The 25,976-nt window shown below is 34.2% G+C and carries 10 protein-coding genes; 4 read left to right on the plus strand and 6 right to left on the minus strand.

The window, feature by feature from the left end:
- From GVN22_RS24860 to GVN22_RS24885, 6 genes are all read right to left on the minus strand, one after another.
- Window positions 1-1,165: DUF6443 domain-containing protein (locus GVN22_RS24860; RefSeq protein ID WP_240915766.1), on the minus strand; the 1,165-nt coding region annotated here is incomplete at its 3' end.
- A gap of 20 nt (window positions 1,166-1,185) precedes the next feature.
- Window positions 1,186-11,208, minus strand: coding sequence for a BACON domain-containing protein (locus tag GVN22_RS24865; RefSeq protein WP_166553711.1), 10,023 nt, complete (start codon window positions 11,206-11,208; stop codon window positions 1,186-1,188).
- A gap of 19 nt (window positions 11,209-11,227) precedes the next feature.
- Complete coding sequence (locus GVN22_RS24870; protein WP_166553712.1) at window positions 11,228-13,930, minus strand: SdrD B-like domain-containing protein; 2,703 nt, start codon at window positions 13,928-13,930, stop codon at window positions 11,228-11,230.
- Window positions 13,931-13,939: 9 nt separating this feature from the next.
- Complete coding sequence (locus tag GVN22_RS24875; RefSeq protein WP_166553713.1) at window positions 13,940-14,725, minus strand: hypothetical protein; 786 nt, start codon at window positions 14,723-14,725, stop codon at window positions 13,940-13,942.
- An 11-nt stretch (window positions 14,726-14,736) separates the two neighbouring features.
- Complete coding sequence (locus GVN22_RS24880; protein WP_166553714.1) at window positions 14,737-17,094, minus strand: gliding motility-associated C-terminal domain-containing protein; 2,358 nt, start codon at window positions 17,092-17,094, stop codon at window positions 14,737-14,739.
- A 216-nt stretch (window positions 17,095-17,310) separates the two neighbouring features.
- The gene (locus tag GVN22_RS24885) at window positions 17,311-17,928 is read right to left on the minus strand and encodes a response regulator transcription factor (protein WP_166553715.1); all 618 of its coding nucleotides are present in this window, start codon (window positions 17,926-17,928) and stop codon (window positions 17,311-17,313) included.
- Between the two features lie 194 nt (window positions 17,929-18,122).
- Between GVN22_RS24885 and GVN22_RS24890 the strand changes: the two genes are divergently transcribed.
- The 4 genes from GVN22_RS24890 to GVN22_RS24905 all read left to right on the plus strand — a co-directional run bounded on the left by GVN22_RS24890 (window position 18,123) and on the right by GVN22_RS24905 (window position 25,560).
- Window positions 18,123-19,214, plus strand: a complete 1,092-nt coding sequence (locus GVN22_RS24890; RefSeq protein ID WP_166553716.1) for a DUF2235 domain-containing protein — start codon at window positions 18,123-18,125, stop codon at window positions 19,212-19,214.
- A 154-nt stretch (window positions 19,215-19,368) separates the two neighbouring features.
- Window positions 19,369-22,935, plus strand: a complete 3,567-nt coding sequence (locus GVN22_RS24895) for an ATP-binding protein (protein ID WP_166553717.1) — start codon at window positions 19,369-19,371, stop codon at window positions 22,933-22,935.
- 1 nt (window position 22,936) lies between these two features.
- Window positions 22,937-24,166, plus strand: a complete 1,230-nt coding sequence (locus GVN22_RS24900; RefSeq protein WP_166553718.1) for a hypothetical protein — start codon at window positions 22,937-22,939, stop codon at window positions 24,164-24,166.
- Entirely contained in the window at window positions 24,166-25,560 is a 1,395-nt protein-coding gene (locus GVN22_RS24905) for a hypothetical protein (protein WP_166553719.1), read from the plus strand. The genes GVN22_RS24900 and GVN22_RS24905 overlap by 1 nt, the downstream gene beginning before the upstream one ends.
- Window positions 25,561-25,976 lie beyond the last annotated feature (416 nt).

Below are 25,976 nucleotides of genomic sequence, written 5' to 3' on the forward strand. Positions count from 1 at the left end.
CTGTCAATAAACCTGTTTTACTACTGGCTGAAATCTGACTATAAGTATTTTTGGTAGTAATGCCTGTGAACCATGAGGTATCATAAGTATCATAGTAATTGATGCTAAGATCCTTGGAAGTACCATTGGTCACCAACATTCGACGGGTCTCTCGGTTGAGGCCATCGTATTCAATACTGATATATTGATTTTTTGCTCGCTGATTAGCATCTTGTAAATAAATCAATCGGTCGTTGGCATCATAATCCATCTTGACATAGCCTGCACCGGGTACTTTTTTGTAAACCAAACGACCTTGGTCATCGTAGCAATACAAAAAGGCTGCTTCTGTCAAATTGTCCTCAGTCAAGCCTGTAATCACAGCACTCAGTTCGGGAGGTAGTACCGCTCGTAACTGTCCATAGTCGTCATAGACATAATAGGTATTGGCTACCTCATTATCACTATTGATGACACTTTTCAATACCACACGACCATACTTATCCTTGTACTCACGCACTCGGTTTTTGTTGAGAGTCTCACTTTTGTTTCCCTCTTGAATCGTCTCGGTTACAGTCAATTGGTTTTTGCCATAATAGCCTGCTCTGGTAATACCTTTGGCTAAACTTTGAGTCGTGGCATCAAAACTACTCTGGCTTACACGAATTTCATGAATGGTATTAGCGGTATTAAAAGTATAGATATTTCTGGTAGTACCATCAGCTCGGTTCCAAGGTGAGCTATTCAATGACCAAAGGCTCTCATCGCCTGGTCCTGCTACCTTCAATACTCGACTCGAAGGCATGGGTTCGTACACCGTTTGACTATAGGCTCTATTGCCAGCGCCATAGTAGGTAGCAGTAGCAGTGGCAACACCCGTATTATAGTCCCCCTTACCACCATTAACAGGGAGAGGCAAATACTGTTTTACGGCACGACCTTGGTCGTCGTACTCGGTGAGTTGTACCAAATCTTGACCTGCACCACCAGCATGGACATCCACAGTTTGGGTACTTTGTCCCAATCCATCAAAATAAGTAATGGTACTTTGAGCTTGGTTGGGATTCGAAAGGTTGGCTCCACCTGCAACTTTGTGCACCGTTTGGCGCACAAAGTTACGAGAAGAGGTTTGACCAATGGCTCCATAAGCCATTAGTGCCATATAGATAAGTAGATAGCGCTTCATTAGATGCTTTAAGGTTTGGGCTACTTAGGGCAGCGTTTAATAACTAAATTCCAACTGGATCCTGATTCTGTACAAGTAGAGGGACCACAAGATCGTGTTACTCTAATCTTGGCAACCTTTAAACCTGCGGTTATATATCCAGTTGTAACACCACCTGAGACTTGACAAGGAGAATATCCATTGGATGTTGTACAACCACTACCATTACAGCCTACAGTGAATACAACGGTGTCATTTTGATCTAAAAATTCTAAACGATCCGGAATACAATAGCTTTCAAACCTGAATGAAATTCTATGGATTGTATCTGATGCCGCTATCCCTCTTTCCAGCGTGGCCACATAGGTCATATTAGGATCAGTGCCATATTGAGAGAACATTTCTACTGCCTCACAACCATCACTAATATTTGAACACAAATTAACAACAGCAGCGTTTGAATAATCACTATAACAACCATTTTGCTTACATCGAACCTTGTAGGTGGTTTCAGTATTTGGGCTTACTTCTTGTTTCGTCAAATTACCTGTAATTGCACTACCAGAGCTATACCATTCATATTCACTACCAGAAGGGCAATTACTTGCTTCTAACAACACCTTAGGGTTTGCAGTAGATACACAATTAGCCGAAGCTTTTAAAGCAGGGCGATTCAATGGAGGTTTGAAATCAATTGTTAAATTTACATAGGCACTACAAGCACCATCCACAGAGTAGGCATTCACTGAGTAAGTCTTTGTTTGAGTTGCTCCAACTGTGATTTGTGCCGTGAAATTTGTACTTGATGAATTAAAAAATGCTGGGGTACCAGATATATCAAAATTGGTACTAGTTGCTGAATAGATATTATTAGGTTGTGCATTGATACTTATAGTAGCAGACGTTTGGCATGCATCAGTAAAAGCATAGCTAGCACTTAAGACTGGACGCTTAGAAGGATATTTCCCATTTACTTCGGTTACAATATAGTTGGAACTGGCGATACATGGTATGCCCCCCTTTTTAGCCGAAACAGTGTAAGTTCCAGTACTATTTATTGATAATTGGGAATTAGTAACACCCTCTATAATCTGGCTATTCTTGCGCCACTCATACGACAATCCTGTAGCATCATCTGTCACTGATGCTGTTAGCTTTGAAAAATCGCAATCAGACGAAATAGTAAGATTTTGATAATAAGAAATCTCTGTCTTTTTCTTAGCACTCTCACAAGAATTTGAACCAGTACAGGTTGTCCACACAACGCTAGCACTGGTAGTATAAGAAGATCCCGTACTCACAGAAGCACCTCCTGCATCATCAGTGTACCATTTTACAGTTCCACTACACTCAGAAGCTAATAAGGTTACAGATTGCCCTTGACATACCTTAGTAGAAGGTGTATTATAACTTACCTTGGGCTGTGGAGTAGAACAATTTACGACAACATTCACTACAGAACTTTTAGGACTCTTACAGCCACCTATTGAATGTATACACTGGGCATAATAGCCAGTATTTGAAGATGGCGATACCGTATTTGGGACCTTCTCATTGGTTTCATTATTATACCATTGTAATACAGTATTTGCTGAACAAGTGAGAGATGGCAAAGTAACAGTTCCTCCTAAAGAAATAGGATATGAAGTTGTTGTAACTACAGGAGCACTGATTGTCGCAATTAAAATAACTTGTTTAGTGCTACGAGCAGTACAACCATTTTTGCTAATTTCTACTGTATAAAAACCATCCTGAGATGCTGTATATTCATTGTAAGTTCCATTTGTCAATGGGTTTTTATTAGAGAGTTCTGTTAGGTGGTAATACCACTTATAGCTTGCTCCAGCTGTATTACTTGAGGCTGAAAGCTTAGCATCACCACAGTAATTACTAACTTCAGTGATAAAAGCGGTTATCCCACACGGTTGAGTTGTATTAATTTTTACGTAAATAGATTTTTGAAATTTACAGGATTGTAAATAGCATACTGCTGAGTACTGATAATATCCACTAGGCACATTTGTATTTACATTTAGTATTGAGCTACCACTATTACTATTAGTAATTTCTTTACCATCGTAATACCAAGACAGCGTACCACCGGTACAACCCGAAGCAGTAATATTCAAACTAGCCCCTTGATTTACCGACACTGTATCACTTGTATTTACAGCTAAAGTATTTGGAAGATTACAGTTAGATTTTACTTGAATTTTGTAGGTAGTTGATAAATCGCTGACACAATTACCTTTTTTGCAATAAGAGGTAATAATAATATCACCTATGGTAGTTGGCTTTACTGTAATTTGACGACTATTTAGGTTGTTAAATGCAGAGAAACCTACTACATTCCACCGAGTTTCGGCATCTTCTGCACATCCCTTTGAATTCAGTGTAACAGAACTACCCAAATCAATAACAATAGTACTGTTACTTTCGAGATATGGAGTATTTGATGAAATTATAGGGCTACTCGGTTTACCTTCATAAGGTACATATATTGACACAACATCACTTATACAATTGTCTGAAACCTTACAGTAAACATTGAAAGTAATATTCTCAGAAATCGCTGTCGTAATGGTATTATTTTCCTCTCTACCCATTCCCCATGACCAGACAGGTTTACCAGCCTCACAACTTGTCGAGAGTGTAACAGATTTTACACCATTACCTTCACATGAAGTTGAGGATACTATATTTGGATTGACAGGTATTTTAGCGTTACACACAACACTAATGTTGACTTTGTTAGATAATGTGCTCTCTCCACAATCATTCACACATTTAGCAGATACCTCCAGAGTCGTTCCCACATTATATCCCAAAGATGGAAGCTGTATGGTATTTCCAACAGTACCATTCATCCAGCGAATGTAACCTGATGAGCATCCAGATGCTGTTAAAGTTAAGCCAGCTTGTCCCGGAGCTACCTCGATTGTTGAAGGAGCATTGATAACAGGAGGCTCACTCAGCCCCATCACAACAATTGTTACTTTGTTTGATCTAGTACTTAAACCACAACTGGTACGACACTGTGCGAAATAATCTGTTACAGTCGTCAACACAGGAGTAGTAATGGTTGTACCAGTTTGTCCAGTTGACCATTCTACAGTACTACCAGCAGGACAGCCCGTTGCCGTCAATGTGGTAGTTTGTCCCATATTGGCACACAACAATCTATTAGGGGATGAGATGTTTGGTGCAGGACAAGTCTGTGAAGAACAAGCCACGTCTACCTCAATCGATTCAGTTACTGCACAACTGTTTTGTGTTGCTGTTAATTTGTAAATACCATTATGAGCAGCACTAACATTCGCTATTGTTGGATTTGGAATATTAGCAGTTTGTAGTACATTCTGTGCTGTCGGATTTGGTGCGACCCATGTATAGGAGATAGGAGCAGCAGATACACTACCACTGGTACTCACTTTTACAGAAATATCATCAATCGCAAAGTGTTTATCATTCGCATTCGAATTAACAAATCGTAATGTTAATTTAACTGGGCCGAAATTTGGTCCAGAATTCCAAATACCAGAAATCTTTTTCCACTCACAGCCATTTAAAGGAAGATTAGCCATCACTTCTGTAGGTCTACCATTAATATCAAATTGTAGCTTTATAGGAACTGTATCGTAATTACCTAATTGAACCCCTTTAACTGAGAGGACATAGTCTTGATTAGGTTCAACCATAATAGTTTGAGACCAAAATGGCGCATTGGCAATCCATGAGGCAGAAACTACCATTTGTTTTCCATAACCACTTTGACTCGTTGCCAAATTTCCTGATAATGAACATCCTGTTAATTCAAGACCAATGAATGATTCTTGAGAAGTCGTAGTACTCTTCCAAATCGTATTTGGATCACCATCAACTGCATTGGCAAGAGCATCTGTTCCTTGAATACCCACAGAGCCAAATAATTGTCCTGATAATTTTGTTGTATTATTATAAAACTCTATTTCACGGATTTCACCATTGCCATTTGAACCTGAGACAAATCGCACATACATATACTTTTGGGTATTGGCAAATGTAAAGTCTTGCCAAGTTGTAGAAGTTGATTGAATGGTATAGAGATCCTCCCAAGTACTTCTATTATTTGACCCTTGTATTTTAGCACCTAATATATGATCATACCAACCGTCACCTCTAAACAGGACTCGAACTCTATTTACAACTGAGCATTGTGGATTAGTATTCGTACCAGGACACTCGCCACGTGCAAACCAAAAACCATCAGATTGAGGATTTGCAGAAATAATATAAGCTCTTGTTCCTGCTTGGAAATCATAGTAATGCATATACTCAGGATCAAAATCCACATTACCTTTTTCAAAAGTACCATTTGAAACAAGTTCCTTATTGGCTGCTGGTACAACATTCGCATTTAATTGCAATGTTGCTCCACAAAATGGGTTATTTGAGCTTAGTTGGACAGTTGGACAGTCATCTCTACCTGCTTGTTTGACTTTTATAACCTTTGTATTTCCACACCCAGCATCAATAGTAATAGACCCATATCGAGAGAATGCGCTTTGATTTTCGGCCACAGAGACAGTGACTGCATTCGTACCATTGCCTCCTGAAGTTTTATTCAAACTTATCCAGCTATCGCTTTTAGTTGCGGTCCAATTTAATCCACTTGATATTACATCAAAGTCTGAACTACTTGCACTATAAGATTTACTAATTATTTGTAGAGACGTATTTATACTACCTGCTGAAGAGTTAAGGACCAAAATAGATCTATCATCCTCACCATTATCATATCCATTGTTAGGTTCAGAATCACTATCATTGAGATATTGTCCATTAGGGTCTGTAGCTTCCACGACTTGTGCTTTTATGACAATAGGCCCAGCACTTAAAGCCCTTACCCCAAAACACATACTTCGGGTCTCATTAGCTCCGACACCGACTCCCCAATAACGCCAAACATTAACTCCTCTTCTTGCATCAGTAGATATATTTGATACTTCATTGGCAGCAGGCCCATTCCAAATATCTTCATAAAAATGTCCTGAAATAGTATTTCCAGTATCAAAACCATAATATGAACCTGTCAATTGTAAGCAACTCGGTATTTCTGCCTTTACTCTAACACTTGCAGCATTTCTGTATTGGTTTTGATCTTGATTAGTTACATCTGCACAGATTGTAAATTCTTGTCCAGCAGTCACGTTGTTAAATCCTCCTTCTGTTCTTAAGTTTAAAGCAAGATCAATAAACCCATCAGGATAACATCTCACTTCAACAGGTACTGTGTAAGAAGCAGTACAACCTGCTTTAAAGCCATAGACAGTATAAGTATATCTATTTACCCCATTTATAGATGGAGCTGTAATTGTTGGGGTAGCTTTGTTTTTCTCAGCTGTTGGAAAATCAGTTAAGCTACCATCATCATTAATTTTATACCAAGTATAGGTTACACCTCTTTTGGAAGAAGCGTTTAATGAAATTATTCCACCACAAGATACAGGAGAATTGGATGTAGCGATTAATTCTAATGGTTCTGGATCCACACAAGCAGTACAATTGACATTTTGATTCACTGTGGCAACTCTTGTGCATCCTTTATCTGTTACTTTAAGCTGGTATTGCCCACTATTTTTAAGTCCAACATTACGCACAAATGAGTTTTTACCAATAGCCATGTAGCTGTCAGGTCCAGTCCATTCAAATCTTGCCATTGGTGGTACTTCTGTGAAAGAAATATCATCCAATAAAAACCAGTTATGCCCAAAGGTATTCTGTTTTCGAATAGCAATAGTTACAGATGTTTGCTGCTCTCCTGATATCCAAATATTTTTAAGATTTTGCCAATCACCGCCGTTTTTACCTGCTAGAGATATACCTGTGGACTGCAATATCCCGTCTATTTCCCAATTAAGGGCAGTTTGATTATTTTGATAGGCAGAAGCAATCCATGCAGATAAAATATATCTGGTGTTAGGCGTAACAGTAATAGTCTTATACCATACTTTTTCACTGGTGGATTCAGAATGTCCAATCATCAACATATTCCTATTCCCAGTACCCGAATGATCTTGAAAACTATTAAAAGAGCCATTAATATCTTGTGCATTTAATGTAATAAACCTTGAGGCAACATCAGACTGAAAATCATTATCTCCATTGTCGAATTTACCGTTAGTTACATAAGTTTCTTGGCCAGCTATAAGGTCGCCCGTTGAGCAACCGACACAGTTGCCAACCAATGCAATCGTTTGTTGACAAGTGAGTGTTGTTGTAGGCGTACTATTTACATCAATGGTAAATGGACAAGGGCAATTCACAATCACACTAACTGTAGAGGTAGCTGTTGCTAAACAAGTAGAGTTTTGTTTTGTGACAGTCACTGTGAATACGCCAGTATAATTAGGTAAGTTAGTCGTAATTTTAGGATTAGATAAGGTAGAGGCAAAACCACCAGGTCCTTTCCATTGGAAACTAACATCATCGCCAGAAATAGTGGTACCCGACTTCAATTCAATTTGTCCACTCGAACAGTTTTGAATAGGGCTATTGCTCGTAGCACTCGCATCAGCAGTACAACATAATTTACATTCTTGAATCGTAGAGTTTAATCCTGTCGCTGCTCCAATGGCAGTATAGGAAGAAGGTAAACTTCCATAGTTGTAAGTATAGGAATTTATATCTCCAACCTGATCTTTGGTACGTAATAATCTTCCCAGCTTATCATATTCATACGTAGTCACAAAACTATTAGGATCCGTAATCGATTTTAGCCCAATTATTGGCTCATACTCATACGTTATTGTTTGACTTAGAGCATTGGTATAAGTTTGAGGTAAAAATGCTTTACCACTACCAATAGGGAAATAAGTAAAGGTGTTTGTGAGTCCATTTTTTTCCTTATATGATAATAAATTACCATAGGTATCGTAATTTAAGAACTCTAATGAAGTAGTTACAGTTCCTGTTGGACCTTGCTGATTTAATACTTTTTCTGGTGCAAAAAATGCTTTGAATGATAATGTATCTACTTGAGCATTAATTCCTAAATTTCTTACATCAGCCCATTTTTTAAATTGAATATCGGTTTTGTTAAGTAACGTAAACACCTCACTTGTTTTCTCAAGATAATTTTCCTCTCTAACTACAGGATTATGAACAAAATTATCAGCCATTTGCTGGTACACATTACCAGATGTAGCTAGATCAAGCGGATATTTATAGAGTGTCCTAAGTGTTTGAGAAGTAGAATCTTTAACATAACTACTTGTATAGGTTTGTTTTCTTGTCAACTGAAGATGACTACTATTCTCATAAAAATACTCAGTAATGATATCAGAATAGCTTCTCTTGCTATTATCTAATTGCAAATTTGTTAAATCATAGGCTCGGTTTACTGACTTTTTCAAATAATTATAGGTTGTTGGCATAGCACGGTAGAAGAAAAAAAGCCATCGTTTAGTTGAAGGATTAGACCCCCAAATAACTTCGACATTTCTAGACTCAGCACCCCATAATAATGCTGGATAAGATACTCCTTTATACTCATTTAGAGTATAATTTGAAAGAATGTAAGAATTATCAACCTTTATGTAATCAAATTTAGAAGTTAAGTTTCCATTATCAGGATTTGAATAATTTGAATATAATGGAGGTCTATCGTATCCGTAATAGTATTGATAATCGGATTCATTGATAAAGTTATATTCAGATTTTCCTGAGGTTTCTCCAGCTTTATCACTTTCATAATACTCAACTACTTTATCATAGCCAACAATGCTACCACTTGCTGATGTAGACAGTGGTAGTGATGAATTTGAACTTCTATATAATGTATAGCAAATATATTGTACATCACCTACAATAGTATTTTTAATTTGTGCCTTTTGCCCATAGTATGAATATTTTGGAGTACTCATTCTTCTTCCCCAAGAAACATATCGAGATTTGCCATTTATAGTTTCTATTCCTCCATACTCATATCTTCTAACGCTTGTATTTGTACCCGAGCTATCAGTAATTGAGCGAATTCTAAGGTTTCCAGCATAATCTATAGCATTATTTGAAACGTCCTTAAAGCCATTCCAGCGAAATGTGACTTGCATATCTGCTAATGTTGAGCCACTACCAGAATACATTTGAACTTCATAGTTACCAGGTTTCCCATAAACTGATTTTGTATATTGAATACCTTGTAGCTGTCCTCCGGCAGAATTACAATATCTAACTGGACAACCTTCTGCTGCAGTTCCAGTACAACTAGCAAATAAATCAACTTGATCTAATACCGTATTCGTCTTTAAATCTATTATTTTAAAGTATGCTAAGCCAGATGACGTCGGGATTGACCGATTACAAGCACCACTCATATCTGCAAATCTTGCAAAAACGTTGATGCTTAACTCGCTGTTGCCATCTGGAGTATTGAAAATATTAGATAAATCCAAGGTATCTTTCCGTAATCCAGAGGTAGATACAGCAGAACCGTATAAATATTGTTTGGTCTTAGCTTCAATAGGAATTATTTTCCCATCAACTGATAAATCATTTTTTATGGACTTTCCTACATCATAATCTGATGTTTCATAATCAAATTTAGTTACTCCACCAGTAGGATATTTAATTTTATTGAGTACAAATGCTCTAGTATATTCTGGAGAGGTATTCCTTTGATTTCCGGCCATAACTCCATAATAATACATAAATACATCTTTACTAGGGTAATTAATATAATCTGGAACTAAGGTGGTATTATTTCGGCCATTATAATATCCCCAATGGTCTATTGCAAAAGAAGATTTTGCAGGTAAGTTAAAATAATTACTGCCTTCATTGTAAATAAATTCATGTTTAGGCATACAGGTTGTCCCATCTCCAGAACATTTCTGTAGCGAGAGAAGTTTTAGCCTTTTCGTTTCAGAGGTATTCTGTAGTACACCAAAGCCACTAGGAAGCAAGTTTCCTATAAAATAATCGTATTGAAAGTTAAAAGTATAGACTAATGTATTTGATAAATCTTTGACGTTAATCTTTGATAATTTTAATTCATTAATTAAATCTTCTCTGTCTTGGTATTCAAAAGTTACAGTTTCATTTATTGTCTTAATGGCTGACAAATAGACAATATTATAACTATTTCCTGGTGCAAATGATGGTGCAAAAGCTGTGGAAGGTGTGCATGAATAGGCTGAAGACGACGAAAGAGCAACAGGACCTTTTGTTTCTGAAAGAGATGAATATGCAACAGATGACAGATTTAATCTGGTAGTATATTCAAATTTTACTTTATCCCCGTCTGGAGAAATAATTTCTGATAAATGCCATGAGGATGCTCTAGCAACACCATCTGAAGTATTTGTAACTAGTTCAACTTGTTTGAATCTGTATAATATTCCATCATTGGTAGTAATTTCCCAATAAACTCCCTGTCCACTACTTCCTTGATTGAGATTACCTTTCATCTCAACCTTGATCTTCTCATGTTTACCAAGAATAACTACTTTGTCTCTAGAAATACTAAATCTACCACTGACACCTCCGAAGTTAAATGTATACAAGTCAGGCTGATAGTCAACTTGTCTTCCTTCATCTGTTTCTAAATTAACGAAACTTGATGTTTGATTCGTTGTATTGATAAATTCTGTACTATCAGTATCTGATCTGTACAACTGTACTGTATTTTTGGGTACAAAGGTGGGTCCCATAGGGATATTTTTGGTTGTACTAAAGTATTTCCCAGAGAAATCGTCTTCCCCTACAACAGTTCTTGAAACAGTTCCTCCTGCATTTAGAGCCCAACCTAAACCAACTCGGCTAGCCTCTTCTGATACTTTGATACCTGAGGCGTGATAACTTATACCAATTGGAACAGAAATTTTTCTTGATGCCAAAGTATAGATAGGTACACTAATTTGAGGGACACCTGTGTAGTAACTTACAGGTACATTACCAAACTTCCCTAACGATGCTGCATGAGGTGAGGGAGGAATGATTTTAGGAGAGTAAGCAGACGTATGCGTTTGTCCAATTCCTGAATAAGTAATCAGAAATGTAAACAACAATAATATCTTATTTTTCATAATCTTAGTATTTCTTAGGCTATAGTTTAACAAGTTTGTAGGTTAGTTTTTGATTATCGGCAATTCGCAATTGCACAAAATATACCCCTGCAGCATGAGTTGAAAGGTCTACTCTTGCTACATATTTATCTCCTTCTCGTGTCATCTGAATTTCAAAAACTTGACTTCCATAACTATCTGAAATTTGAAGTTTAGGTACTCCACTCGAAACATCAGTATATTCTACAATAGAGCTTTGAGAGGTTGGGTTTGGATAAACTAGTAGATTTTTCAGTAGTTCACCTTCAACACCAAGAGGTTTTGTATAACAAGAAGCATATTCTGACGTATTTATCACAAAATCGTTATAACACAACACATTAAAGATTCTAACAGTAAAACTGTTATTAACTAAAGAGTTTATTTGCCCCTCGTAAAGTGTATTAGATTTTAGGCTCGACAATAATGGGGCATTATCATATCTTAATGTTTGTGTGTAAGTATTACCTTTTGCTATATCATACTTCTCATTGGCATTATAATCAGCGATTTGTACACTGATTTTTTTGTTTTCGTCTGTGCCACTACAATTTAAGGTGAACTTTGCTTTAGGAACTTCCAAACACTTAAACCCAAAATCAAAACTATGATTATTAAATCCATAGGCTTTTAGGGTAAACGAAACTTCTGCATTGTTTCCATTCGTGATAGCATCGTTATCAATCTCCTCACTGCCTTTAATTGAGTTTTTAGGGCTTACTTTCAAATTGGTATATCCCCCTTGAGTGAGTGCAATCCGCATTTTATACTGAACTCCTATATTCAACCCTCCTGAGACATTATTATCATTAAACCAATATCTTCCCAAGGCATCAGATGTGGTTTCTGCAACTTTTCTTTCATTTTCATAAAGCTCCAGTTTTACTCCTTTTAAAGGCTCTTCATCAGGGTCTTGTATACCATTTTCGTTACAGTCTATCCATACCAAATTACCAATTTCAGAAGGAGGAATATCTGTCATCAACTCTACATCTCCTGCACCAGTTGCTTTCTGAAAACCTTGAGTAGGAAGAATAATTCCTTTGATATAAGAACCTTGAGTGTTATTATAAAACCTTAATCCATGTGAAGTGTAACCGAATTCATAAAGCGTAGGCTCTCTATGCGTAGCAATTAACTCACCAGTGAAGGTTGACAAGGCAAGTCCTCCGGCTGCAGCTTCTTCTGAGATAATACGTCCTTTTTCTGGAGCAAAAAAATCTTCATAATAAAATTCTCCACCGCCAGGCCCTTGATTGTTGTTAGCCCCTAACGTAGCAAGTTTTCCAGCTTTTCCATTATCCTCTAACACATATTTTCCGCTAGTAAAGGCTACCCTTAATATATCTCCTGCTGACTCAAGTACCGAATTTTCGCCGGGTTTATTCTTTCTTGCCAATGATGCTCCTTGATGTCCATATCTATCCATCAAGCCTAATATCATAGAACCATCCGAATCAAACTCGATGTCTGATACGATGGGTTGTGGATAAATAGCCCATAATCCGTTATTCTCTGTTACCAAGCCTTTATCAAAATTATCTGTCCATGGGTACCACCCACGCTTTGATATATACGCAACTTCTGGAAGTCCTTTTTTGTAGTCCAATTTGGTTGAGAATATCTCTTTAAATTGTTTTGTACTGGGATCATATTCTAAGATGATGGCCTTTAAATCTTCTACTTTCTGAGATTTTGAAGCATCATTCACCATTCCTATATATACTTTCGCACCTCTTACTTTTACGGCAAATGGACGTAGTTCTCCTGTATCATTTGTTAAATTTGGTATGCTGGTTTGGACTATATCTTCAGTTGAAATAGATTGTGTACCAACATTGTTTATTTCAATAAGCTGTCGGCTCAATAGGTTCATTAGGTATAATTTATTCCCGTCTTCGGAAACATCTATTCCTCCAAAACTTGATTTTCCGACATAATCAAAAAATAGGGAGTCAATGTTATTGTAAGGATTTCCATTCTGAAATATTCCTCCTAAGCCTGTATGTTTATCCTCTCCAGTATTGATGAGCTTTTGCAAATTAGCTGACAAAAGTGGTGTTAGTTCGCCTGTAATGAAACTGAACCGATAGATTCCTGAAGGACCCAACTTCCCATAAGCCACATGACGTTTGGCAAAAGCTGATATGTAAAGCTGTTCTTTATTCTTGTCATAAGCTAACCCCCAAGTAGAACCAACCTGAGTCTTTGATGCAATCTTAAACCTTGTTGAAGGTTTCTTTAGACTAAACATGGTCACTACACTGGAGGTATCAGAGTAAATGTCAGAGCCGTTGCCTATGGTATAAGTGGTGGTTAAAACTCTTGTATTTCCATTATCAAATGCACTGGGAAGATATAGCCCAATATTGTACTCTTGTTTGGGACTAACTACCCAACCTACGATAGGATTATTGAAAGGCGTGTACAATGAGCTCACCATTCCCTCAGGTATATTTCTAATCTCAACCTTTACTTTATATCCAGTAGCAATATCGAGTGTAAAATTCCCATCAGTGGTTGTCAAAGTTTCTTTTATCGTTGCATTATTTCTATCTAAGGCAACTACTTTGATATTGGCCATACCACTTTCATTCGCATCCTTCTTTGAATTTGCATTGAAATCATTGTAGATGTTGCCACTGATTTGGGCAAAGCTACAAGCGAAGGTTAAAAGAAATAGTAGTGTAAAAATATATTTCATATAAATAGGTTATTTATGTTTATGTATTTCGTTCTTCAAGGTCGATACAAACGATTCAATGAACTCATCCTTTTTGAGCGCTAATCCTCTTTCATAGAAATCTAGGCTGATGGCTAATATTTCAAATGCTTCTTTTTCTATTTTAAGTCCAGAAGACTTGTATTCGTGGATATTCATGCTATCCGAGATGCTTTTGAGTCGTGTGCCTTTATCATAGAAATAAGCAGCAGTCTTGCGTAAATCATCAAAGCTTAATTTCTTTTCTAACTCTTTCTTCTTTATTTCGAGCTCAAAGAGTATGTATTGATTTTCTATATTATCGGCATTACCTGTTATTGAAGAATTTCGATACCTATAAATAAGCGTATCTATAGGAGATTGAGAACATAGTCCTTCAACCTTTAGTTTAAGCAACAGAAGGTGGTTTGGAGTGAGAGTAAGTCCTTTATCCGTTAGCTTTATTCCTTGAGCATAATCCTTTTCTTGATAAAGTTCTTTAATAATAATTGATACCGAGTCTACCTGTTTGAAGAATGTTTGTGGAATCTTTTGTACCAATTGTGCCTTTCGAGCTGAATCCTCAAGAAGGTTGTAAATACGAAATAAGCGTGAATAGTATCTGGACGAAATCTTATCGACATTTAATTGATTTAGGCTCTTCTTTCCTTGAGCTAGCTTTTTTAGAGAAATTTGCTTCTCTATTTTTTGAATTGCTTCTTCCTGTGCAGATATATCCCATGATGTTAGAATAATCAAGAGTAGGAGTACTATTCTGAATGTACTTAGGCTTTTCATTTTCATAAAAATTATTGTGCAATTAGTAAAGGTCCTTCAAAATTTCTCATAAGTCTAGGTATCCATATTTTATAAGCGTAAACTCCAGATGATAAAACACTACCATTGACCCTTCCTTCAAATGGCTTGTATATTCCTTCTGACTCATAAATCATATTTCCCCATCGATCATAAATCTGAATTTGCGCATCGTCATACGAATCAATTCCCTTTATTTCCCACGTATCATTATATCCATCACCATTTGGAGAAAAAGCTGTTGGAATTAATAGCGATTTTTTAACATCAATTTCTATTTCTGATTTTGAAATGCAACCCATGTCATTAGTCAGCGAGAGAGTATATTTTTGATTATCTCTAGCAATAATTGTTGGAGTTCTTGACTTTGAGTCACTGATATTTAATACAGGTAGCCATTCATATCTCGCTTTATCAATCAATGGCCCTGAAACTTGTATTTTACTTCCTTCAAAAACTTCATATTTACTAGGTGAAAGTGTAAATGAAGTTGGTTTTCCGATATTTATACTTGTTACCTTTTCTCCACTTTGACACCATAGATCACCTCTAATTTTGTATGTAATCTGATGCTTACCCTCCAAAACGTTTGCAACATCAAACACACCATTAATTGGATCTACTATTCCATCTCCCAAAAAGAACCCTCCTTGTGGTGTCCCTTTGAGTATGATTCTTGTAATACTACCATCACAAATTGGAGGAATAGAATCAACCTTAATATCTAAAACACTTAGCTTCTTCACATCCATTTTAATCGTTTCCGTAGAACAATTTCCATCTGAAAGTTTTGCAAAATAGTTACCGCCATCGCTTACTTTTAACTTAAAAGCGTTATCTGAAAGAGCAGCTCCGTCTTTATACCAAATTACACTTGTATTCGATTGAGTAGGAACATTGAGTTCAAATAGGTCTCCTGCACAAAACTCAGATTTATCCCCAGTAGTTGAAAGTTGAGAATTAGGACTTGGGGACACAATCACTTCAACCGTATCTGAAACAATTGGACATTGTTGTGGTTTGTTATTAGCTTTTATTACAACAAAATATTTACCTTGTTCATTTGTACTTAAACTTGATTGTACAGTATTAGTATTCGATAAAACTTTCAGGTTTTTATACCACGTAAATTGATACTCTGTTCCTTGATATGTGGTTGTTAGTACAGATTGATCATCCTCACAAATTTCGGGTTTATCTAACTGTATTTTTGTTTTCTCAGATATTGGTTTTAATGTTATTTGGGCAGAAGCTCTTGACTTTGCACATGAGTTTTTTAATGACACAAGCACATTATATATTCCTGCTTTTGAGGCAATTAAAGTATTATTGTTTTCGCCTGGAATATTATCACCATCCATTTCCCACTGATATATCCAATTATTGTTGTATGCAGTTTCGATAGTTACATTTTCTCCAAAACAAATCTGTGGGGTATTTCCTATTTGTCCGCTTACAGCTAATGTAGGATTCGGAATATTATTAGGTGGTGGACAGTCAATTACCATTAGCTGAAAATCCCTCTTTGTTACTCCAAGTCGAACAAAGATTTTTCCTATTTTGCGATACTCAATACACTCAATAGCAAATACAAATAACCCAAGCTGGCTAGGAGTAATAGTCAGTACTCCTTTTTTCGAGTCTACTTCTAGTTTCGGACTACCAGGAATCGGATTTAGATAATTATAGCCAGATTGCCATTGTACTTCAGGATATGGTCCGTGTATGTTGATTGTTAAATTTCTGTAATCTGCCATTCCTTTTAGAGGCGTTGACAAGGCATACACTAAGGAATCACCATCTTCATCAACAGCACCAAAATTATATCTAAATGGATCATTCATACAGACATATTCTCCCATAATTGCGCTAAATGAGGGAGAAGAATTATAGAAGTTTTTTCCGTTTCTCAATAATGGTGGAAATTCTGTATAGAAAGCGAAACCACTATTCGATGAATTAACAATATTTGAAACATTCGAATTTCTACAACATCTATTGTGAGCTACATAATAGCCATCCGGGTCTTTATAGATAGTAGGATTCAACTCTTGTACAGACTCATACTGTACCTCTATGATTTTCATCTTATTTTTCGTCGCACAGAACTCGTTACTATACATAAAGGGCGTTTCACTAACCTTTGTAAACAAAATATCCTTCACAGATATATTTCCCCTCTTTTGACATATCACACCTTCTTCATAATTATTGGGAGTGGAGCTATCCTCATTCAACTCATTAAAATAAAGCTTCATTTTGATTGTATATAATGATTTGGCTTTATCTAACAATTGAATCTCAATATGCCCTCCGACAATATGAGAGGCTTTTGCTTCGTTTAGAAACAAAAGTGATATGAGAATAATGGAGAAATAGATATATCCTATTTTACAAAACATACTTCACTACTTTGGCACGGTATTAGATGTATTTATCTGTTACAAACTTAGTGAGTATTATGTTTCATGTAAATAGCCTTAATGGCTAAAAAAAGTACTATTAACTATAATACAAACTTGAAAAAAAGAGCTATAACGTATTAATACATACGTTATAGCTCTTTTTTAATATACTTGCTTAATTGTCTTCGTTTTTCCCTTTAAGTTAAGTTTTCTGTAAATATTTCCTTTGTGAACCTTTACAGTATTTGGGCTAATTTTTAATTCAAGTGACATTTCCTTTTCAGTTTTGCCATTTGACAACATCTCGTAGATTTCAAGCTCTCTTTCTGTAAGTTTAGTGTAATCAAAATTAGATTTTTTTTGAGTTTTTCCATTTGACCTCTCAGAATCGGATACTGTATAAATTACTTTTTTCCCTGCTAAAATGCTTTTTAAGCACATTTTAAGTTCATGAATGGAGCACCCTTTCATTATTAATCCACATGAACTTGATAGATTTAAAAAGTCAAGAAAAATAGGATCAGGAGAGGTTGAGTAAAAAATAATTTTCGTTTCGATTTTAAGTCTTTCAAACCTTTTGAGTATTCCGATAGTCGGAACTTTATTTAAAGAAGTGTCAAGTAATAAATAATCAGGTCTTTGAGACTCTACTATCTCAATAAGAGTAGTACCCTCTGTGATTATGCTGACTACAATGAAGTTTAATTCCTGACTTAAAGTAGAGATAAATTCTGCGCTGAGATATTCAGCGAAAGCAATTAGGATGGTAGGCTTATTCATAGTTTAATAATTAGGCATTAGTGTATTTGATTTTGTGGCAATAATTTGTATTAAATGATGACTTCATTATCTAAAAATCATAGATAGGTTATTTACACAGCTAATAATACACTGTATGAATCAATTGTACTCCAATATTGTACAATTAGTTTTTTTTTTATAAATTTAAACATAACGTCTAAAAAAATAAGTAAATGTCGAAAAATATTATTATTTGCTGTGATGGAACTGGAAATAGACTTTCACTGGAGACAGATACCAATGTCATTCATCTATATGCCTGTTTAGAAATCAATAAAGATCAAGTTGCTTATTATAGTCCAGGAGTGGGTAATATCTCTTCCCAGTCATGGTCATGGCGAAAAAAACTAGATATACTTACTGATAAAGCCGAAGGTAAATCATTACATGAAAATGTCCTTGATGCCTATGAATTTTTAATGAACATTTACCAGAGAGGTGATAACATTTATCTATTTGGATTCAGTAGAGGTGCGTATAGTGTACGGATGCTATGTGGCATGATTGAAATGTTTGGGTTGTTATACAGTGGAAATCGTAATCATATAAAATATATTCTTGATATTTACTCAAAGGGGGATGAAAAATTTGAAGTTGCAAACAAGTTTAAATCGATTTTTGCACAAACCATTGAAATTGAATTTGTGGGTGTATGGGATACGGTTGTTTCAATGGGAAATTTATTAAAGTTTTATAAAAGCTATCCTTACTCTAGACAACTCAATATAGTAAAACAGGTTCGTCATGCGATATCAATTGATGAACGCAGAAAACATTTTGATTATTCATCAGTAAATGCGAGAAAAAGAGATGGATTAAAAGAGGTATTTTTCGCAGGTGTTCATTCTGATATTGGGGGTGGATATGATGAAGAAGGATTGTCAAAGGTTACATTGGAGTGGATGATTGGAGAGCTTCAAACACAAAATATAAAGCTTAATAACGAAAAGATTTACAAGGTATTATATGACGACAAGTACAATCCAGAAGATAAAAGGATTAATATAAATACGCCTATTCACAATTCCTTGACGTTTTTTAATAAACTATTGGACTTCCTCCCCAGATTTAGATTTGACAAGTCTTCCATAATCAACTGGAGGGCAGATTTTCGACTGTGGCCACAACGTTTTATTCCTTCAGGTTCTCTAATTCACGAATCTGTTTTGAAGAAAATGAAAACAACTGGTTATTCCCCTAAAAATTTACCAATTGAGTACACAATTGAGTCAAGTCGTCCAATAGTATTAAATTCACACCAATAGGTTTTGTATCACACATGTAAATTTGATGACGTATTTTCTAAAAGTATAACTGTGCTACAATGTTATAGTTAGTAGTCTGCTATTGGATTTCAACGGTAGTTTGTCATTATATATTTAGTATTGTTTTTTCAAGAAAATAGAAAATAATAATATTATGGTAGAAGCGAAAATACTCCTTTCTATAGAGTCAATGCAATTGATTACTATACTACTAATTATAATAATATGCATATTTCAACCTAAACGAAAATTATATCAACAGGAAAGAGGTGACGAATTTGAAGCAGGATATTTTGGGTTTCAGTTTAAAAACTTCATTATTCTTGCATTTTTATTTAATTTTATCTACGTCCTACTGAATCTAAGTATGCTCGAGCAAGTTGAACTGTTGACGGACAAATCTTTTGGAGAGAAAATGGCTTCAATTGCAGATATTATTACAGCAACATTTTTCTATTATAGTTCAATAAAGAGTATTGAAAAGAGAAAAAGAAATTTGGTTATTATACTATTTTCTATCGGGCTTATTTCTCTAACCATATTTAATTCTAATCCCAAATATTCTTCTCTACCTCATCTTCATAGTTTTATAATTTATTCATACGTATCCTATTACATACTAACCCCTTTCTGGAATGAGAGAAAAGTAAAATATTCGATATTCTCTACAATCCTACTTGCAGCAGGATTTATTATTTGGACTCTATTACAATTGGTTGTTGTGCTCTATGATATAAACTCACTTGATCTAAAGCCATTATCGATGATAGGATTTACAGTGTCCTTACTAAGCAAAGTATCTATCTTATTGGGACTTTCCTTTTATTCCTTGCAGGAAGTTCAGAATATTGCGAATAAGGTTAAAGATAAGAATATCTCATTAGTCAAAAGTCAAGAAAATATTAAAAAATTATCAAAGTTGATTAATAAAGTTTCAAATGCTAAAGATACCTTAGAGCATGCAGAGCTTATTGTCAAACACCTTACACAAAGCGGTATTTTTAATTTTCAATATGCGATTTTCTCTCAAGTTGATTATCTAAATAGAAAAATTATTTATCGTAAGTCATACTGTATAAATGACAAAATACTTAAACCTGACGAGTGGATGCCATTAGATGGAATAGACTTCAATAATCACGATATTATTGCAAGAGTATTTCATGAAAGACGTAGAAAATATGTTTATGGGAATAGAGTTTTGGTCAAAGAACCTAGTGAAGAGGTTATAAAAGTAGATTTACGTTCGCCAAATTCAGAACTTAACAGTCTTACTTTTATGAGATATAAGCATATGGATATAGATCGTGTGTTTATACCTATTTTTGATGTAAATGAAAGAAAATCTATTTTTTCAATATCCACTGATGAATCCTTTCAACCACGAGTTGTTGCAATTTTAGAGGCTGGTATTCACGTGAGCGAGAAAAAAGGATATGTTAGTGGAAGATTTGAATCCGAAGGAGAATTACAACTTTATATTGATAACTGTTCTGAAACGTATCAAAGGTTATATAAATTAGAGATAGAGTCGAGCATTAAACAATTTCTAGAAAGAATCGATAAAGACTCAAAAGATAATCACCATTTATATCTAGACAATATCATTGAAGGTCTTCGTGATTTGACTAAAGTAGATGGAGTTATTTTAGGATTATACTATAATAACAGGAGTATTGAAGATGGAAATATTAAATTTTACTTTTCAGAAAACCTAAGTTTTATCAAAAAAGAGTTAGGTGAGGTCATTAAAAATTTTATTCCAGAAGTAAAAAGTGAAAAAGGAAATTTAAAATCTCAAAATCGATTTGAAAAACTAACAAAAGCACAAAGTTTAAATGTAATAGAAAAAGTAATTAATAATTCTATCAAAGCATATTGGATAATTTATTCGGAAGAAAAAACTTTTTTCAATGAAGTAAATAATTTTTGTATCGATATGCTCATAAACGAAATGGTTAACACATTTGATGAAAAAAGATATCACAATGCCACAGCTAAATTAGTAATTCCTAACAATGCCTTTTCAAATTTAAATGCCAGTATTCAACCATTAGTGCATAGCTTACAAGAGTATTTTGAAACATCATTTGTTACTTTCTGGAAGAATGAAGAGAGTGGTTTACTTGCGCAAAAATTTGGCTCTATTTTTTTTGAGAGACACTATTCTTCATTTCAAAAAATCATCATTAACGAAACAGAAATAAAAAGCCTTATTAATTCAATTATAAACATAAATTCTGAATCTTCTTTTTACACAAATACCCCAGAAATTTTAAGCTTCATAAAAAAAGAAAAAATAGTAACGATACTCAACAAAGCAATTATTATAGACAACCACGTTCTCGGTAATATTTCTATTTTCTTTAAAAGTAATATTGACCCCAATATAAATGACTTAAATTACTTAGATCTAGTTGCTATTAAATCGCAGATTAATTTTCAGATTTATAATTTAATCAATTCATTTAAAACAATTTCAGACTCTTTCACAAAAACTAATTTAGAAGAAACTCTACAAACAATTACCGATCAAGCTTTGAAATTATTGAATGCAGATCCAGTCCTTTTATTTAAGAGTTATAATGGAGTTGATGTCTATTTTAAAGATTGTACAAAATCAAACATAGACGACTTCAATAGTCCAATTACTTTGAGTTCATTTAATCAAAATGAATTACATGTTGAAATTGCTGAAAAAATACTAACTGATAAAAGCCAATTCTTTAGTAAATATGAAAATTATTTAAACTATGCAAACCTATCAAAACAGGATATCCCAAATTTTTGGGAAAGGGAGTCGATTCAATCTATGGCTGCAATTAGACTTTCTAATCAAATAGGTTATATTGATAAACCTGTTGGTGTTATGTTCATCAATTTTAGACATAAGGTTTCATTTGAAAAAAATAGTGAACTGAGAGAATTAATTGAAACATTTGCATCATTTGCATCTGGATCAATCGCTAATGGTTATGTAATGAAAAGAAATATGGATTATTTGGTAAAAAATCTACAGTTATCATCATCTGTAATCGAAGAAAGCATTGCTCAAGGTACTTTACATGATGCTTATAAAGACTTAATAATTGTGAAAACGCTGTTCAAGAAGCTTTATGAAATGACACAGCACTCAAATAAAGCGATGTATAAGGATATAGATATTCAGGAGAAAGTCTTTAAATTATTACCAATTATATTAAAGTTAGATGAAAAACTCAGTAGAATGAAGTCCTACTTTTTACATAGAAAGGATCTTGTTATTGACACATCTGACTTATCCAAGATTATAACTCAAACGATAGAAACCTTGTCTCAAGATATTCACAGTAGACATTTAACTATAAAAGATAATTATACAACAAACACTATTACAATTGATTGTGATAAGGGGCTTTTAACCGATGCTATTTATAATATTATTAATAATGCATGTCAGGCATTTAGAAAAAGAGGTACCATTGAAATATCGACAAAACTTTATAAAAATGATAGTGTCAAAATTGAAATTTCGGACAATGGTCCAGGCATTAATCAAGATATCTATCCATTTATATTAAATCCTTGGATAACAGACAAGCCAAACGGATCAGGATTAGGTCTTCCAATGGCGAATTATACAGTCCAGCGTCATGGAGGTGAATTAACTTACAATTCACAGAAAGGTAAAACCACGTTTACAATTATACTTCCACTAAAGCAACCTAAAAACGAAAATTAAAATGAACAACTGCTTATTAATAGACGACTCTGATGACTTTAGAACCCTTATACTATTAAGTGAACTTCAAGAAATTAAAAATGTGACATTTATTGCTCCTAATAATCAAGAAGAGTGCCAAATAATGATTGAACCTGAGAAGCTCCTTGTAGCAATTATTGATTTAAGGTTAAATGAATGGTTTACAGACTCCTTTGGGATTAATCTTGATGGCGTTACAATAAATAATGGAGTTCAATTTGCAGAACATCTTTACTCTAGAAACCCTAATATAAAAATTGGAGTTTATAGTGCCAACAGTCCCGCTTTAAAAGAAAAATTGACTTTTTCAAAAAATCGAAAAGACATTAAAATATTAGCCATTGATGGAGAAAGCTCGACAGATGTAATAAAGGATTTCATTATAGAAAGTATCAAAAATAATTCTTTATCAGATAATGATGATGATCTTGAAGCAAATATAATTATTACAAAAGATATAATTCCGTTAACCCTTCAATATCCTGATTTAACATCGGCGCAACAACTATATTATTTTACGCAAGCTCTCTCTATTGGAAATCGTGGAGAGGATATTTGGAAGGCAGGTAATGCTCTTTGGCAAGTATGTATTAATGAAGATAAATTTAAGAATCTTAAATCTCCAAATATGGATACCTTTATTCTTGAATTTGATTCAAAAAACTATAATCTAATCAAAATTTATGATACGAATGTAAATTTTGACATGTCTACCTCCAATTTTGAAATAGCATTAGAACGATTAGAAAAAGTCCCTAGATATAAATTGTTATTTGAACTATTTATAGCCAATTCTTTGGTAGATAAGTACCTTTCAGGGGAGAACCAAACCTCTCATGTTATTAAGGTACTGAAGAAACTAAGTATGATAGCTCAAGAGGAATTTCAAAAGAAACTATTTAAAAAATTAATTTCTATAGGTGATTCGGTGATTTCTACAGAACAAAAAATAAAAATTAGAAATACTTTTCATCAAAATGACATGATTAATATATTGGATATTTATGAAGGTCATGTAATTGAACTTAAAGAAAATTATGCAATTGCGTCTCTGAAAAGTATAAGTGCTCCAGAAAAAAAGCTAATAAAAAAACTAGATTTAGAATTAATGAAAAGCTATTTACTTGAACAGGATTCCTATTTTGAATATATCCTATTTAATGGTGCTAGCCCAAACTCAAGTGGTTATCAAATTTTACTGACAAACTAATGGATGAGAATTCTATAAAAGAAATCACAATTGATGATATACATAAACCGACTGAAAATGTAGAGGTATTTTTATTTAATGTTGGTCAAGGAGATCATATTTTAATAAAGTTTCCTAGTCTTGACTACGGCATTATTGATTTTCACTATGATGAAGAAATAAACGGTTTTGCAGAACCTCCTGCTTTAACCTACTTTAAAAAACTTAAAGCCTCGGTTACTGAGGAAGCATTTCGCGAAATTAATATTAGTTTTTTCTGTATTTCTCATACTGATAAAGATCATATCAAAGGCGTACTTGAGACAATTGAATGGTTTGACGAGAATGGTGTATTCATTCAGGAATTCTGGTTCGGGGCGGCTCGTGATAAATCTCAAATGGAGCTTTTTCTCGAAAAGAAGATAAAAGAATATTTTATGTCTCATTTATCTAATGAAGATAAAATGAAAAGGGCAAATCAATTCAAATCCTACAATAAAAATCTTAATTTGTTCTTTAAAGCATTTCAGAAATGGAAAACTAAGGGGTTTAAATCTACTCGATACTTTTGTGAGGAAACGGGTTCTGGAGATTACTTAGTTGATATTAAAAGCCTACGTCGTCCATCATCCTCTACTGATATAAAAGCTTTCAACATTGGTCCTCTTTCTTCAGATTTAGATGAGTATTATAAGAATGTCAATATAGATATATTTGACAGAATTGTACTAGGAAAGAAGTCTAATAGAACGGATAAAAACTCAATGTCCCATATTTTGTGTATAAAATATAAAACAAAGACATTAATCTTTGGCGGAGATACACATAAACAGGTTTGGGAGAATTGCCTGCAACGATATACAGATGAGAGATTCGATTTTTATAAGCAATTTGGTTCCTTAGAAGCATCATTTATCAAAGTAAGTCATCATGGATCTAAAAACTCTACAAGTCAATATATCTGGAATTCAATACTCGCTAAAAATTTTAAAAGTGTACTTGGGATATCATCAGGTTGCCACGGTAGGTATAGACACCCACATTCTGAAACTATAGAAGATATTAGATCAATTACATCAGATTATGAAGTATTGTGTACCAATATTTGTGGGAAGTGTATAAACTTTCTACCATATCCAAAAGAAAATCATCGATGGTATGAACAATCTAATACTTTACAAACGATTATTCCAACAGATTCAAAAACCAAAGAGATTTTTTCAAACACAGATCTTTTTATCAGTGATGAGGCATCATCTCAAGAAGAAATGGGATTATTGGCATATATTTTCGAAATTTCACCTGAAGATAAGCCAGTCAACGTTAGAATTGCGATTTCAACTAATTCTTTAACTAATAACTGCTTTTACAATGAACAAGAGGAAAAATTCAGTGATATATGTAAAAGTGTTTAATCATTCCTTATTATATTTCTTGTTACGTTTTCCCATGTAATACATCATTAATTGCTTTTTGTATTTAAAATGAAGAATTAGCATTAACTTGAATTCTTTAGCTACCAGACTTATTATTCGACGGATTTCGTCCACATTACTAAAACTTTTTTCACTAAAAACCGATCTAAACAGTTGTTTAATAATTAGACCTTATCAAGGTTTATTAAGTATCAAAAAAGGCTTGATTTTTCTAGATTTGTAGCTGCAAAACTAAACAAACTAAAAATGTCGGCTTCCCATTTTTAGTACAGTTTAAAAATATACATAATCTGGTTGTTTTGATTATGTTTTTAACCATTCTTGGGCTGAGTGTAGCGTAGCGGAACGAAGCCCAAGAAGGGTGTTCTGTTTTTTCATTCTATAATCTACTGGGC

The organism is Cellulophaga sp. BC115SP, assembly GCF_009905545.1.
GTDB classification, from domain to species: Bacteria; Bacteroidota; Bacteroidia; order Cytophagales; family Spirosomataceae; genus Flectobacillus; species Flectobacillus rivi.